The sequence below is a fragment of the Pseudarthrobacter sp. KH_020_B genome, assembly GCF_057840185.1.
In genome coordinates this window covers 2412781-2428159 of sequence record NZ_CM174506.1, presented here as the reverse complement: position 1 = coordinate 2428159, position 15379 = coordinate 2412781, and the positions used below count along the sequence as shown (strand labels likewise).

10 protein-coding genes and 1 pseudogene are annotated in these 15379 nt (G+C 65.9%); 4 read left to right on the top strand and 7 right to left on the bottom strand.

What is annotated here, in order from left to right; all coding sequences use genetic code 11:
* Positions 1-11 precede the first annotated feature (11 nt).
* Together AC3IT0_RS11110 and AC3IT0_RS11105 are read left to right on the top strand one after the other, a co-directional pair.
* Positions 12-1463 carry an SDR family NAD(P)-dependent oxidoreductase gene (locus AC3IT0_RS11110; RefSeq protein ID WP_489319869.1) on the top strand — a complete coding sequence of 484 codons (1452 nt, stop codon included), beginning with the start codon at positions 12-14 and terminating at the stop codon, positions 1461-1463.
* A 45-nt stretch (positions 1464-1508) separates the two neighbouring features.
* The gene (locus tag AC3IT0_RS11105; RefSeq protein ID WP_489319868.1) at positions 1509-2021 is read left to right on the top strand and encodes a pyridoxamine 5'-phosphate oxidase family protein; all 513 of its coding nucleotides are present in this window, start codon (positions 1509-1511) and stop codon (positions 2019-2021) included.
* Between the two features lie 36 nt (positions 2022-2057).
* On the opposite strand, the gene AC3IT0_RS11100 is transcribed toward AC3IT0_RS11105, so the two are convergent.
* The 3 genes from AC3IT0_RS11100 to AC3IT0_RS11090 form a co-directional block, all read right to left on the bottom strand.
* Entirely contained in the window at positions 2058-2909 is an 852-nt protein-coding gene (locus tag AC3IT0_RS11100) for a transglutaminase family protein (protein ID WP_489319867.1), read from the bottom strand.
* Positions 2906-3832 carry an alpha-E domain-containing protein gene (locus AC3IT0_RS11095; protein WP_489319866.1) on the bottom strand — a complete coding sequence of 309 codons (927 nt, stop codon included), beginning with the start codon at positions 3830-3832 and terminating at the stop codon, positions 2906-2908. Before AC3IT0_RS11095 ends, AC3IT0_RS11100 begins: the two co-directional genes overlap by 4 nt.
* A gap of 75 nt (positions 3833-3907) precedes the next feature.
* Complete coding sequence (locus AC3IT0_RS11090) at positions 3908-5464, bottom strand: circularly permuted type 2 ATP-grasp protein (protein WP_489319865.1); 1557 nt, start codon at positions 5462-5464, stop codon at positions 3908-3910.
* A gap of 204 nt (positions 5465-5668) precedes the next feature.
* On the opposite strand from AC3IT0_RS11090, the gene AC3IT0_RS11085 reads away from it, so the two are divergent.
* Entirely contained in the window at positions 5669-6658 is a 990-nt protein-coding gene (locus tag AC3IT0_RS11085; RefSeq protein ID WP_489323774.1) for a YeiH family protein, read from the top strand.
* A gap of 64 nt (positions 6659-6722) precedes the next feature.
* Complete coding sequence (gene pepN, locus AC3IT0_RS11080) at positions 6723-9329, top strand: aminopeptidase N (protein WP_489319864.1); 2607 nt, start codon at positions 6723-6725, stop codon at positions 9327-9329.
* A 64-nt stretch (positions 9330-9393) separates the two neighbouring features.
* Here pepN and lplAB read toward each other — a convergent pair whose 3' ends face one another.
* From lplAB to AC3IT0_RS11060, 4 genes and pseudogenes are all read right to left on the bottom strand, one after another.
* Positions 9394-10485: a lipoate-protein ligase LplAB gene (gene lplAB / locus AC3IT0_RS11075; protein WP_489319863.1), complete on the bottom strand. Its 1092-nt coding sequence runs from the start codon at positions 10483-10485 to the stop codon at positions 9394-9396.
* Between the two features lie 109 nt (positions 10486-10594).
* A complete protein-coding gene (locus AC3IT0_RS11070) occupies positions 10595-10852 on the bottom strand; it encodes a type B 50S ribosomal protein L31 (protein ID WP_489319862.1) in 258 nt (85 codons plus the stop codon).
* Positions 10853-10972: 120 nt separating this feature from the next.
* Positions 10973-11290, bottom strand: a pseudogene (locus tag AC3IT0_RS11065) (TrmH family RNA methyltransferase); the annotation flags it as partial.
* Positions 11291-11631: 341 nt separating this feature from the next.
* On the bottom strand, positions 11632-15282 hold the full coding sequence (locus AC3IT0_RS11060; protein ID WP_489319861.1) for a DEAD/DEAH box helicase: 3651 nt from the start codon (positions 15280-15282) through the stop codon (positions 11632-11634).
* Positions 15283-15379 lie beyond the last annotated feature (97 nt).

Below are 15379 nucleotides of genomic sequence, written 5' to 3'. Positions count from 1 at the left end.
AAATCGGTACAATGAGCTCCCCCGATCTGACGCCTGACGAAATCCAGGCCTGCCTCAAGGTTTTGAACACCATCCACGTCTACGACGAGGAACACCCGGACTATGTCTCGGTCCGCCGTGCCACCGGGAAGATGTTCAAGGCCGTGAAGCGTCACCGCCGCGTGACCAAACGGGATCTGATCTCCGAAGCCGACCGTGCGGTCATCGCGCAGACAGCCACGGCTGCACCGGACCGGATCGACGACGAGACCCGCGGCAACAAGCTGGAGACCTCGGCGACGGGCAAGGTGGCCGGGCACCTGATCCGTTCCCGCCCCTGCTATATCTGCAAGAAGCACTACACACAGGTGGACGCCTTCTACCATCAGCTCTGCCCCGAGTGCGCCGCCTTCAGCCACAGCAAGCGGGATGCCCGCACCGACCTCACAGGCCGGCGTGCGCTGCTCACCGGCGGGCGCGCTAAAATCGGCATGTACATCGCCTTGCGCCTCCTCCGGGACGGCGCCCACACCACCATCACCACCAGGTTTCCGAAGGACGCGGCGCGCCGTTTCGCAGCCATGGAGGACAGCGGCGAGTGGCTGCACCGGCTCCGGATTGTGGGCATCGACCTCCGCGACCCGTCACAGGTGATGGCCCTGACGGATTCCCTGAACGCAGCCGGGCCGCTGGACATCATCATCAACAATGCCGCCCAGACCGTGCGACGTTCCGGCAACGCCTACAAACCGCTGGTGGACTCCGAGGATGAACCGTTGCCGGCCGCGCTGGAGCCGGCCAACGGCGGTCCGGAGCTGGTAACGTTCGGCCATGCCCACGACAAGCACCCCCTCGCACTGGCGAGCAGTGTCACCGAGCACCCCGTCCTGGCCGGCGACGCGATCACCTCGCTGGCGCTGTCCACGGGTTCAGCCTCGCTGGAGCGTATCGCCTCCGGCACGGCGATTGACGCCGGCGGACTGGTCCCGGACCTGGCCGCCATCAACAGCTGGACCCAGGTGGTGGACGAGGTGGACCCCCTGGAAATGCTGGAAGTCCAGCTCTGCAACGTCACGGCTCCCTTCCTGCTGGTCAGCAGGCTCCGGGACGCCATGAAGCGCTCCACGGCGCACCGGAAGTACATTGTGAACGTCTCCGCCATGGAAGGCCAGTTCTCCCGCGCCTACAAGGGCCCCGGGCACCCGCACACCAACATGGCCAAGGCCGCCCTCAACATGATGACCCGGACCAGTGCCCAGGAAATGCTCGACGCTGACGGGATCCTGATGACCGCGGTGGACACCGGCTGGATCACCGACGAACGCCCGCACTTCACTAAGGTCCGCCTCATGGAGGAGGGCTTCCACGCGCCCCTGGACCTGGTGGACGGGGCCGCCCGGGTCTACGATCCGATCGTGATGGGCGAACAGGGCGAGGACCAGTACGGCGTCTTCCTGAAGGACTACAAGCCCAGCCCCTGGTAAGTCCGCCACTGTCGTGGCCGGGGTGTTGGGCGTAGGCTCGGCGGCATGAGCAGCGAGCAAACGTCCAGCGACCAAATATCCACCGAGTCCAACTCCAGCGAGTCAACGGCCCAGGTTCAGAACCTGGAACACCACGAATGCTGGGCACTGTTGCGGACGGTCTCCGTAGGCAGGCTGGCGGTCCTGACGGACGGCCACCCGGACATCTTCCCCATCAACTACACGGTGGACGGCGGGACATTGGTGTTCCGCACCGGCGAAGGAACCAAGCTGGCCGGCGCCTCGGGAGGTGCACCGGTGGCGTTGGAGGCCGACGGCGTGGATGCCACCACCGGGCTTGCCTGGAGTGTTGTGGTCAAGGGACCCGCAAAGGCCATTACAGGAACCGAGGGCATCCTGGACTCCGCGGCCCTGTACCTCTTTCCATGGCAGGCCGGGAAGAAGGACACGTTTGTCCGGGTGAGCCCGGGCACTGTGACCGGGCGCCGGTTCAAAGTCACCGCGCCCATGACCTGGTGGACCCAGCTCAGCGGGGTGGCCAGGACAGCCCCGGAGTAGCCCCTGGGCAGGCCAAAGGAACCGTCCCCTCCCGCCTCAGGCGAGGCGGGTGATTTCCACGCTTACGCTCAGCGCCGATCCGCCACCGCCGGACAGGATGCCCTTCAGCGGCGGAACATCCCGGTAGTCCCGTCCCCTGGCGACCGTGACGTGGTAATCCCCCGCCGGCTTGTGGTTCGTCGGGTCCCAGCTGCGCCACTCGCCGTCCCAGAACTCCAGCCACGCATGAGACTGGCCGGCGACTGTCTCGCCGATGGCCGCCGTCGACCGCGGGTGCAGGTAACCGGACACGTAGCGGGCGGGAATGCCGCAGCTGCGCAGCGCGCCGATGGCGAGGTGCGCGAGGTCCTGGCAGACGCCCTGCCGCTGGCCCCAGGCTTCCTCGGCGTTGGTGGTGACCGCGGTGGAACCGGACATGTACGTCATCTCGCCGCGCATCCATTCGAAGATGGCCATGGCGGCTTCGTGCGGGTTTTTGCCGTCGACCACGCCTGGAATGATGCCCAGTACCTCGGCGCCGGGACCGCTCAGCTGGGACTGCGGGAGCCAGTCGCTGAACGTGTTCAGTGTCTCCGCAGAAGCAAGCACATCCCAGCCGGCGATGTCAGCGTCCGCCGGGATCTTTTCGGCCCGGTGCACTTCGACGGTGATGTTGGAAACGACCTCAAGGTGGTCGTGCGGCATCTGCATGTCAAAGGCTGTGACCCGCGTGCCCCAGTAGTCCCGGTAGTTGCTGACAGCGGCCTGCGATGGCGAGACCTTGAGCACGGATTCAAGGACCACCTGCTGCGGATCGGTCAGGGGCGTCATGCGGGCCTCGTTGTAGGACAGCGTGACGCGCTTGTTGTACTTGTAGGCCGTCGTGTGGAGGATACTCAGCCGGGTCATGAAACTTCTCCCACCCAGGCCAGTTCGTCTGCCTGATTGAAGTATTTACGGGAAATGGCGTCCGAGGCCTGCGAGACGGCCTTCTGCACGCGTTCCATGTGCTCGGGCAGTTCGGACATCAGATCGTCCGTCCGGTGGAACTCGAGGAATGTGCGTGCTTGGCCCACGATCCTGCGGGCATCGTTGATGAAGCCCACGCGCTGTGCCGAAGGGTCCAGCTTGGAGAGGCACTCATCGGCGTCCCGCAGGGCGTAGACGATGGACCGCGGGAACAATCGGTCGAGCAGGAGGAACTCGGCGGCGTGCTGGTCCCCGAACGCGGCGCGACGGGTCCGCAGGAACGACTCATAAGCCCCCGCGCAGCGCAGCATATTGACCCAGGACATGCCAGCAGAGAGGACATCCCGGGTGGAGAGCATCCGCGCGGTCATGTCGGCACGCTCCAGGGACCGGCCCAATACCAGGAACAGCCAGCTTTCGTCATGGCTCACGGTGGTGTCGGCCAGGCCACTGACCATGGCGGTCCGTTCCAGCGTCCAGTTGCAGAAGCGGTACGTCCCCACCACGTCCTTGCGGTGCTGGCTCAGCCCGTAGTACGTGGTGTTGAGGCTTTCCCACAGCCCGGAGGACACGGTCTCGCGGGCACGCCGTGCGTTTTCGCGGGCGGCGCCCAGCGATCCCGCAATGGAGGTTGCGCTGGTTTTGTCGTACGCCAGGGCGTGGAGGAGTTCGGGCAGGCCGAAGTCTTCGCTCTGCGGCCGGGCTCCCATCACCGCGAGCAGTTCCTGGGCCACCCTGCGGCGCTCGTCCATGGGAAGGTGGTTCAGGCGTTCCAGGTGGACGTCCAGGATGCGGGCGGTGCCGTCGGCCCGCTCCACGTAGCGTCCGATCCAAAATAGGGACTCAGCAATACGGCTAAGCATTCGCGGTGACCTCCTGCGCGTGCGAAATCTGTGGGGATGAACCCGTGAACATTTGTGCCGGTGCGATGGCCCGGCTCACTGCTGCTGCTCCGACTGGCGGTCGCGCCAGTTGCTCTCCACTGGCCAGACGGACACCCGCTCGCGGATGGAAATAGTAGGCCGCGGAGCGGTTTCCACCGGCACCTGCGGTGAATCTGCCAGCACCCACGTGTCCTTCGAGCCGCCGCCCTGGCTGGAGTTCACAATGAGGGAACCTTCCTTGAGCGCCACCCGGGTGAGCCCGCCGGGGAGTACCCACACGTCGTCGCCGTCGTTGACAGCAAAGGGGCGCAGGTCCACGTGCCGCGGGCCGAATTTGTCCCCGCCGAGGGTGGGCACCGTGGAAAGCTGCAGGACCGGCTGGGCGATCCAGCCGCGCGGGTCAGCGACGACCCGCTTGCGCAGGGCCTCGAGTTCATCGTTGGAGGCGTCCGGCCCGATGACCAGGCCCTTGCCGCCGGAACCGTCCACGGGCTTCACCACGAGCTCAGCCAGGTTGTCCAGGACATACGCCCGGGCTTCCTTCTCCTCCAGCCGGAACGTGTCTACGTTCGCGATGACGGGTTCCTCGCTGAGGTAGTAGCGGATGAGGTCAGGAACGTAACTGTAGACAAGTTTGTCGTCGGCCACGCCGTTGCCCACGGCGTTCGCGATGGTCACGCCGCCGGCCCTGGCCGCGTTGACCAGCCCGGGGCAGCCGAGCATGGAATCGGAACGGAACTGCAGCGGGTCCAGGAACTCGTCGTCGATGCGTTTGTAGATCACGTCCACGCGCTGCTCACCGGCGGTAGTGCGCATGTAGACACGGTTGCCGCGGCAGATGAGGTCGCGGCCTTCCACAAGTTCCACGCCCATCAGGCCGGCCAGCAGGGTGTGCTCAAAGTAGGCGCTATTGAAGACGCCGGGGGTCAGCACCACTACCGTGGGATCGTCGACGCCGGCGGGCGCCGTTTTGCGCAGGGCGGACAGCAGCCGGCGGGGGTACTCTTCCACGGGCCGGATGAGCTGCTGGCCAAATGCTTCGGGCAGGCCCTTGGCCATGGCCCGCCGGTTTTCCAGGACGTAGCTGACGCCGGACGGCACCCGCACATTGTCTTCCAGGACACGGAAAGTGCCCGCTGCATCGCGCACCACATCGATACCGGAGATGTGGACGCGGACTCCGCCGGCGGGTTCGAAGCCGTGCACCTGGCGGTGGAAGTGGGCGCTGGTGGTGACGAGCTGGCGCGGGATGACGCCGTCGGCCACGACGTTCATTTTGTCGTAGACATCGTTGAGGAAGGCTTCCAGGGCGCGGACGCGCTGCGCCACACCCTTTTCCAGCACGGTCCACTCATCAGCGGGGATAACGCGGGGGACGATGTCGAGCGGAAACGGCCGCTCCTCCCCCGCGAAGTCAAAGGTCACGCCGCGGTCCAGGAACGTCCTTGCCATGGAGTCGGCCCGGGCACTGACGTCGGCGAGGGAGAGCTTGCGGAGCGCATCCGCCACCTCCGCGTACGAGTCGCGGGCCTCCTGGCCGGGGGCGAACATCTCGTCGTAGGCGCCGGTGCGCCCGGCAGCCTCGGAGTAATCCTGGAATAGGTCTGACATGTCCTTTAGCCAACCATCTTTTTGTTTCGAAATCATTACTGCCATCCATTGTGGCGTGTTGCCGGGGGCAGCGCCGGTTCGTTGGATCCGTGTCTTATCCGGCAAGGTTAGTGGGTGCCAGAGACAAGTAATCGCGAGAGCTTCGAAGACGGCGGGGACAGCGTCCGCCGCAGCGGTCTGAGGGCCCGCGTTCGCGACGTGACGATGCGTTCCCGCCGGCTCCTGCCCGGCCTGCTGACGGCCACCCCCGCGCTGGCCGTTGCCTTCGCTGTCCACGCCGCGGTGCCGGCCCTGCCGGCCATGACCATCGCGGTGGCGCTGGGCCTGCTCGCCGCGAACCTGCCCGGTACGGCCGTGTGGATCGCAGGACGGGCAAGGCCCGGCCTGGACTTCGCGGGCAAGCACCTGATGCGGGCCGGCATCGTCCTGCTGGGCCTCAAAGTGAGCATCATGGACATCCTGGGCCTCGGCTGGCTGGCCATGGTCCTGATCGCTGGCGTGGTGCTGCTGAGTTTCGGCGGCACCTACCTGCTGGTGCGGCTGTTCCGGCTGCCGCGTGAGACCGCATTGCTGGTGGCAACCGGCTTTTCGATCTGCGGGGCGTCGGCCATCGGTGCGATGGCGGCCGTGCGCCGGATCCGGCATGCGGACACCGTCCTGCCGGTGGCCCTGGTGACACTGTGCGGCACGCTGGCGATCGGCATCCTGCCGCTGCTGATGCATCCCCTGCAGCTGAGCCCCCTCGCTTTCGGCGCCTGGACAGGCGCGTCGGTGCACGACGTCGGCCAGGTGGTGGCCACGGCGCAAACTGCCGGCACGGCGGCACTGGGCATCGCCGTCGTCGTCAAGCTCACCCGTGTGCTGCTCCTGGCACCGGTGGTGGCCGTGGCGGGCGTGCACCACCGCATAAGCACGTCAGGACAACACGCACTGCCGCCGCTGGTGCCCCTGTTCGTGGTGGGGTTTGTGGCCATGGTGGCGCTCCGGTCCACGGGCTGGCTCTCCGACGGTTGGCTCGACGCCGGTGCGGGGCTGCAGGACATTCTCCTGGGGGCGGCGTTGTTCGGGCTCGGCTCGGCCGTGCGGATCCGCACGCTCCTGCACACCGGAGCGAGGGCACTGTTCGCGGCGCTGGCGGCCTGGCTGCTGATCGCGCTGCTGGGACTGGCAGCGGCGCTGCTGATGACCGCCTAGGCATGCGTGGGCGGTACGGCCGGATGGTGACCTGCACGCGCGGATCCCGTGATTAGATAGCTGAGTGTCACATGAGAATCTGCAGCGCAATGAAGCCGCTCAACGGTCAGCCCTGATCACCACCCACAGCTATGACGTCTCCCTGGATGTGCGGCAGGCAGCGGACCCGGACGTGGCGAGCTACGCCAGCCGCAGCGTTATCAACTTCTCCGCCACTGAACCGGGCCAGTCTACGTTTCTGGATTTCATCGCCGGTGAGGTCCACAGTGTGTTCCTCAACGGCAAGGGACTGCCCGTGGCCGACGTTGTGGACGGTTCCCGGATCCGCCTGGACAACCTGCAGGCAGAGAACCAGGTCACCGTCACCGGCACCGCCCTGTACAGCCGTTCCGGTGAGGGCATGCACCGCTTTGTGGATCCGGCCGACGGCCAGTGCTACCTGTATACGCAGTACGAACCCGCCGACGCCCGGCGCGTTTTCGCTAACTTTGAACAGCCTGACCTGAAGGCCGAGTACACGTTCCATGTGATGGCACCGTCCGGCTGGGAGGTCGCCTCCAACGGCGCTGAGGCGGCCCGCACGCAGCTGACCAGCGATCCGGCCACCAGCCGCTGGGACTTCGCCGCCACCCGCCCCATGTCCACGTACATCACCACAGTGCTCGCCGGGCCGTACTTCAAAGCCCAGGACCACTGGAGCGCCACGCTCGACGACGGCACGACGCTAGAGGTGCCGCTGGCCCTGTACTGCCGGGCGTCCATGGCGGAATCGTTCGATGCCGCGGAGCTGTTCCGCCTGACCAAAAACGGGCTGGATTTCTTCAACCGGCTTTTCGATTTTCCCTACCCCTGGGGAAAATACGACCAGGCCTTCGTGCCCGAATACAACTTGGGCGCGATGGAAAACCCGGGGCTGGTCACATTCACCGAAAGCTACGTGTTCACCTCCCGCGCCACCGACGCGCAGTACCAGGCCCGCGCGAACACGCTGATGCACGAGATGGCGCACATGTGGTTCGGCGACCTGGTCACGATGCTGTGGTGGGACGACCTGTGGCTGAAGGAGTCCTTTGCGGACTACATGGGCACCCTCGGCGTGGACCGCGCCACCGACTGGGAGACAGCCTGGGTGAATTTCGCCAACAAGCGCAAGGCGTGGGCCTACGTCCAGGACCAGCTGCCCACAACCCACCCGATCGTTGCCGACATCCCGGACCTTGAGGCGGCCAAGCAGAACTTTGACGGCATCACCTACGCCAAGGGTGCGTCCGTACTCAAGCAGCTGGTGGCGTACGTGGGCTTTGACGCGTTCATCGCCGGCTCACGGCAGTACTTCCGCGACCACGCCTACGGAAACACCACCTTGGCGGACCTCCTGAAGGCCCTCAGCGCTGCTTCCGGCCGCGACCTGGCCGGCTGGGCTGCCGCGTGGCTGCAGACCTCGGGCATCTCCACGCTGTCGGTGGAGACGGACACGCACGACGGCGTCTTCGGCGCCGTAAGGATCGTCCAGGCAGCTATGGACCCCGTCACCGGACGGGAGGAACTGCGGCCGCACCGGCTGCGCGTGGGCTCGTACAACTTCGATGCCGACGGCGCCCTGGTCCGTACCGGGAGCGTCGAAACGGACGTTGTCGGGGAACGGACCTTCGTTCCCGAACTCACCGGCCAGCCACAGCCCGCCCTCCTGCTGGTGAACGACGACGACCTCACCTACGCCAAAGTACGGCTGGATGCGGTGTCCGAGGCGACAGTTTTGGCATCGCTGGACCGGATCGCCGATCCCATGGCCCGCGCCCTCTGCTGGACCGCGCTGTGGAACTCCGCCCGCGACGGGGAAAGCCCGGCTTCCCGCTATGTGGAGGCCGTGACGTCGTTCGGGCCGTCCGAAACGGGGGTCGGCGTGCTGCTGAACGTCCTCGAGAACGCTTCCACCGCCGTCGAACGCTATACACCACTGGACCGACGCGACGCGGTACGCGGCACTTTCCTGGCGGCGGCCGACGCCCAGCTGGACAAGGCAGCGCCGGGCTCGGACCACCAGCTGGCGTGGGCGCGGACGCTCGCTGCCGTCAGCCGTCACGACGCCGCCCTCCTCCCCCGGCTCAGGGGCCTCCTGGACGGCACGGTGGTGGTGGACGGCCTGGCCGTGGACGCCGAGCTGCGCTGGAGTCTCTGGCACGCCCTGGCGGCCAACGGGCAGGCCACCCCCGGAGAGCTCGACGCAGAACTCGAACGAGACACTACTGCCTCGGGCCGGGCCGGCCACGCGACCGCACTCGCCGCCCGTCCGGATCCTGAGGTGAAGGCCGCCGCCTGGCAGGACGCAGTGGAGGGAACAGAGCTGTCCAACCAACTCCTCAGCGCCACGATCCTTGGATTTACTACCGCTCCCGCGGCCCTCCTGGAACCTTATGTGGAGCCGTACTTCGAGTGCCTCCGCGGTGTCTGGGACAACCGGAGCATTGAAATCGCGAGCCGGATCGTCCGGGGACTGTACCCCCTGGCGCAGGATCTGCCGACGGGGACCCTGCCTGCCGAACACCCGGTGGTGCTCCGCACGGATGCCTGGCTGACGGCCAACACTGACGCGCCCCGGGCGCTGCGCAGGATCATTGTGGAGCAGCGAAGCCACCTGCTCCGGGCGCTCACCGCCCAGGCCACGTCTTAAACCCATCGATTGCTCCGTAACCGCCCTTTAGAGCGCTCATAAGGGCCCCTACGGAGCAGTCGATCTAGGGGACGCGGTGCAGCCACTCCTCCGTGCCGAACTTGGTGGCCACCCGTTCGCGGGCGGCGCTGAGTTCGGCGTCCGTGAGTTCGGACGGGGAGGCCGCATACCGCTCGCTGAACACGTCCATCATGGCCGCGATGATCTCCGTGCGGGCCAGCCCGGTCTGCCGGCGCAGCGGGTCAACGCGCTTCTTGGCGCTGCGCGTTCCCTTGTCCGAGAGTTTCTCCTTGCCGATGCGCAGCACGTCCACCATCTTGTCGGCGTCGATGTCGTAGCTCATGGTGACGTGGTGCAGCATGCCGCCGTTGGCCAGGCGCTTCTGGGCAGCACCGCCGATCTTTCCCTGGTCGGTGGCGATGTCGTTCAGGGGCACGTAAAACGCCGTTACCCCGATTTTCTCGAGTGCGGCCAGCACCCAGGCGTCGAGGAACGCGTAGGAGTCCGCGAAACTGATTCCGTCCACGAGCGTCTGCGGCAGGTACAGGGAGTACGTGATGCAGTTGCCGGCCTCCATGAACATGGCTCCGCCGCCGCTGATCCGGCGGACCACGGTGATGCCGTGCCGGGCCACGCCGTCGGGATCCAGCTCGTTCCGGAAGGACTGGAAGCTGCCGATCACCACGGACGGCTCCTCCCAGTCCCAGAACCGCAGGGTGGGGTTGCGCCGGCCTGCGCCCACTTCCTCGGCGAGCACTTCGTCCAGGGCGACGTTGATGTGCGTGGGCAGCACGGTGGGAGCGATGATGTTCCAGTGGTGATCAGTCCAGGACGTTGCCTTTGCCAACGCGCGGCGGACGGTGACGGCCACGGCGTCGGCAGAAAAGCCGAACAGGACAGCGCCGGGCGGCAGCGAACCGGTGACGGCCGCGGAAAGCTCCGCCGCCGTCGTGGTTTCCGGGAAGCCGGTGAGCGCCCGGTTGATGGCCGGCAGCGCCTCATCGGGTTCGAGGAAGAAGTCGCCGCTGAGGGAGACGTCGGCGAGGACACCGTCGACGACGTCGAAGTCCACCACCACAAGTTTGCCGCCCGGGACTTTGTACTCACCGTGGTGGCTGCGGGGGCGGTCTTCGGCGGCAAATGGTGCGGCAGTCATGCCATCCATCCTGCCCCACGAGCAGGGCTCCCCGAAACGACACAACCCCGGACGCAAAAAGCCCGCACCGTTGCCGGTGCGGGCTTTCCAAAGAACCTTGGGGGGTGAATTACTTCTTGCCGCCGAAGCCCTTGAAGCGAGCGTTGAAGCGCTCGACGCGGCCTGCAGAGTCCATGATGCGCTGCTTGCCCGTGTAGAACGGGTGGGACTCGGAGGAGATTTCGACGTCGATGACCGGGTAGGTGTTTCCGTCTTCCCACTCGATGGTCTTCTTGGAAGACACGGTGGACTTGGTCAGGAAACTGACGCCGGAAGCCAGGTCGTTGAAAACAACAGCTTCGTACTTCGGGTGGATATCAGACTTCATAATGGGGCCTTTGTTCGCACAACTGGATTTTGCCAGCTGCCAGGTATGAATGGGATGGCTGGTGCTTGGTTCGCTGCCGCGGCAGAAAACGCAGTACAGCCAGCTGTTAATAATAGCGGATCAACGCGGACCCTGCGAACCGCGCGGCCGGAGTTCCCAGAACGCCACCGCGGACGCCGCCGCCACGTTGAGGGAGTCCACGCCGCGGCGCATGGGGATCTTGACGGCGAGGTCGACGGCGGCCAGCGTCTCCGCGCTCATGCCGGCACCTTCGGTGCCAAGCACCAGGGCCAGCCGCTCCGGATTGCGGGCGGCGAGGTGGTCGACGTCGACGGCGTCCTCCGTCAGTTCCAGCGCGGCCACCGTGAAGCCATTCTGTTTGAGAACCGAGAGGTCGTGCGGCCAGGACTCCAGCCGCGCCCAAGGAGCATGGAACAGCTGCACCCAATTCCGATGGATCGAGAGGAGCATCTCGGCAATAACTTTCAACCTGAGTCATGTGGTAGCCCGTTCGGGCACCCCGTCGAGCTCACGAACTCAGGGCTGGACGCATGCGACCTCCTCGTAGGCACGCTCCGTGCACCATGAGTGCTTCTACGAGCTGGACTGCCGCGAAATCCGTGTGTCCCGGGACGAGGACAACCGCGGCTGCTTGGTGTGCCATCATGTCCAGATCCCTAAGCGTGTCAGGGTCTGAGGGAGACGATTCGGAAGGAATCCTCGGGGACGCCCAACTTAGCGGCGCACGGCAGCAAGAGCGGCGAAGCATGGGGAAGGGGTTACAGGTCCGCGGGCTGCTCCGGATCGACTGCTGGTCCCAGGATTCCTACGGTCCTTGCACGATGCCACCGCGCATATCGTCGCGGACCGTCGGCGGTCATCACAGTCACCCAGAGAGCCAGGCCTTCGCGCAGCGCCTCGGGAGAGGGCTCCTTGTCCGGCCCCGGAAGCAGCAGGCCTTCCGCCCTGAGGAGGTCGCCTATGCGGGGTGCGGTTGTTCCGAGTTCCACGCCGAGTTCCCTTTGCCCCCAGTAGTCGGCGCGGCTGACTGGTGTCCCGTCGTCGTCGAAGATCTGCGGCAGCTGCTTCTCTGCCCGCTCGCCATCCTTCCCCGTACCGTCTTGTGGCCACGTTCCCGGTTCAGGCAGCGCGGGGTCCTGGGCCAGACCTGTGGAGTGCGCTTCTGAGACAGGCGATGATGCTGGTGCAAACAGCTCGCGGAGCGATACCCCTGATCCGCGGACTTCCAGCTTTGGGGCTATGGCGCTGAAGTACGGGAGCCCGGCCCAATGGCTGCGGTCGCCGATGATGTAAAGACGGTGTTTCGCCCGGCTGACGGCGACGTTGAAGAGGTTCGGGGTGTCCACGGCCCAGTTCCTCGCCCCTGTAGTCCTGCCTCCAAGGACAAGGACCACAATGTCTGCTTCCTTGCCCTGGGCGCGGTGGACGGTCCCGGACTGGGCCTTCGGGTCGGGCAGGTGGCATTTTGCCAGGCGTTCGATCTCGTATGCAGTTTGCCGGAACGGGGCGATGGCCAGGATTTTAGACATGTCGTGTCCGGCCTCGTCCAGTGCACCCAGTAGCTCGTCGAAACGGGAGAGTTCCTGCGAGGAGGCATGGCCGTTCCACTCCGTGGTGGCGACGTCGAGCCACGATGATCCCGGGGACTCCGGCCGGACCCCGGCTTGCGGGAATCTTCTGGACAAGGTCTTTCCGCCATGGACCATGAGGCCGTCGTAGACCGCGTTGTTGACGGCGTCGAACATCGGATTGTCGCACCGGCGGTGGACACGCAGCGGGGCCCCGACCCAGGCCTTGTCCCGTCCGGGAGGCTGGATGTGCGTGCCGTACCGGGAGGTCCGGTCGGCCAAGACCTGGGCAGGATTCGCCTCCGGCAGCCATCGAGGGTCAGCGCCTGTGATCTCCAGGAGCCGGTTCTGGAATTCGGCAGGGAGGGTCACCACCGGTGTGAGCTGGAGCGGGTCCCCGACGAGCACGGCACGGCGCGCCCGCCAGATCCCGCAGAGAGCTGCCTGCGGAGTTGCCTGGCCCGCCTCGTCGATGAACAACCATCCAAGCTGCTCGTCCTTGAGGGAGGCGAAGAGCCGTGGCATGGAGGCGAACGTGGTGGTGACAGTCGGCACGACCACGAACAGGGACTCCCAAGCCTCCCTCACGGTGCCGGGCTCCGCGTCGGCCGCGATGGACTTCTTCAGCACATCGCAAACTGCGGAGAGGTTTTCGCGCATCTTCTCGCGCTGGTCGAACACGAATGCCCGATGCAGCCAGAGGGCTGCGAGGAACAGTCGGGATCGGGCTTCGTTGAACACGGTGTCCAACCAGGGCGCGGCATTCTCCCGCTCGACGCTTCCTGGCATGAACCAGTCCGATGAGGGCCTGTCGTGGGTGTAGGCAGTCAGCGCGGACTCCAGCGCCCAGCACTCTTGCTTGCAGTGCCGCAGGCGGGCACCTGAATGGTCCCGGCGGTTGCGAAGAGAGGACGCCGTTTCCCGGGACCGGTGGATGACCGCCCCCAGGCTTTCGGCTTCGGCCCGGGCACCTTCCATCCGCTCGGCGAGACTGACCTGACGTTCCCTCCAGGTTGCCATGACCCGCCCGAAGGTGAAGATCTGTTCCAGCGCCCCGGGTTTTGCCGCGAGATGGGCGGCCAAGTCGGCGCGGTGCTGCGTCCCGGCCTGGACCAGCCCGGCCAGAGCTGTTTCCTGTCCGGCCACGATTTGTTCTTGTTCTCCCAGGCGCGCGGTGTCGGATTCAAGGACGCGTTCGAGCTCCCCGGTCTCCAGGAGAAGGCGTGGCAGGTCTTGAAATGCCTTGTGGAGACGCTGCCGGTCTGCCCTGAGCCGGTCCACGTCCGCTTTTGCCTTCAGGAAGGATTGCCGCGCTTCCCGCCATGAAGGGACATCGGTGCCAGGTGGTTGGCCCAGCAACTGGAACAGTCCCGGCACGGCATCCTCGGCCTCGGGCCACCCTTTGTCTCCGAAGAACGCCGCGCTGATGAACGAACCGACGTTGGAGGAGTTGCCGAGCTTGGCCGACACCAGACCCCAGGCCTGCTTTCCAGGCTCCTGGTCAGTGCTGCTGCCGCTGTTGTTGTCGTTCAGCAGGCGGGTTGCGATCTCGGGGAAGTACCTGGCGGCGTCGCCGAAAGCGGGGGCGATGACTTCGTTTGACAACTCCGGGATCTCCAGGCTGATATTCTCAACCGCACCGTTATTGGAAGACGCGATCACCATCTCGAATCCGCAAAGGCTCTCATGCAGCCGGTGCACGCTGCGACGATATCCGGATTTGGTGCTCATCTGCCGGGTTCCGACGAATGCGTCCGACGCTCGAGCGAACGAGGCAAGTGCGGTGGCGCGCTTGGTCACCAAGGCAGCGATCATGTCCCGGAGCATGGTCGTCTTCCCGGTACCTGGCGGGCCGTTGACGGCGAAAAGCCCTTCTGAGTCTTCCAGATCGGACAAGGCCCGGTTGACAGCGAACTGCTGCGACAGGGCCAGCGGATGCTTGACATCACTCGGCCAGCGGCCGTCCGGCAGCATGTCCGGGGCGACCGAATCGTACATTGCCACGAGGTCCTGTCGGACATCGATTCTGCGCCCTGCCGTGTGAGGGCCCAGATACTGGCTCACAGCCCCACCGCGTCCGGGTTTCCGGGAAATCGAGAGGAGATCGGGGAAGAAAGCGCTGTTGAAGAAGTGCGCTTCGGGCTCCTCCCCGTCGCGTCGGGTCCGGATCTCCCGGCTCTCAATCCTCACGGCGGCCAGGTCCCCGCCCCGGTAGGTCAGCAGCCCGCCAGCGCCGGTTTCCTGCAGGGCCAGAGCAAGGATCGATTGCAGGTCGGCGTAGGCCAAACGACGGGTCTGGAACCCGGACGGCGACTCGTCGCCGACCTTGATCCCCCGGGCCACGACAAGGTCGCCAAGGCGCTGGCTCCACCTCGCCTCGTCAGCGGTGAAGCTTGCCATGACATCGTCCAACCGCGTCCGTGTACGAAAGCGCCCGGCAGCCCAAACGCACTGGGACAGGGCAGCGCTGTCAAGGTCCAGCAGCCCGTCTTCCCCGACCGTGACCATCACGGCTGCACTCTGTCCTGCAGTGCCGCCGGCGTACTCCTCCGCCGTTTCTGCTCTCAGGACAGCCCACGCTGACTCCAGGTCGTAGACACCCAGGAACACAGTGTGCCGCCAGATCTTCCCTGGGCTGCTCGGACGCCAACCAGGGTCCTCCCAGGGAAGCCGGGCTCCCTGCGGATAGTCCGCGACGTATGGATCTGCACCCCGCGACCTTGACGGCTTCGGGACGTTCTGAGGGGAGAAGGCCTCCACTCCCAGCCAGAAGTCCAACGGAGTGCCCTTACCCTCCGGAGCTCCCCCGATGTCGGACAGTTCTTTTCCTGCAACCCCCATGAATCATTTTTCCTTCCTTGCCTACTGACGACTGACGCGACGTTCCGTGATGCCCTGCCGTCTGGACAGTCGTGGCGGGCACGCGCAGGGCGTCACG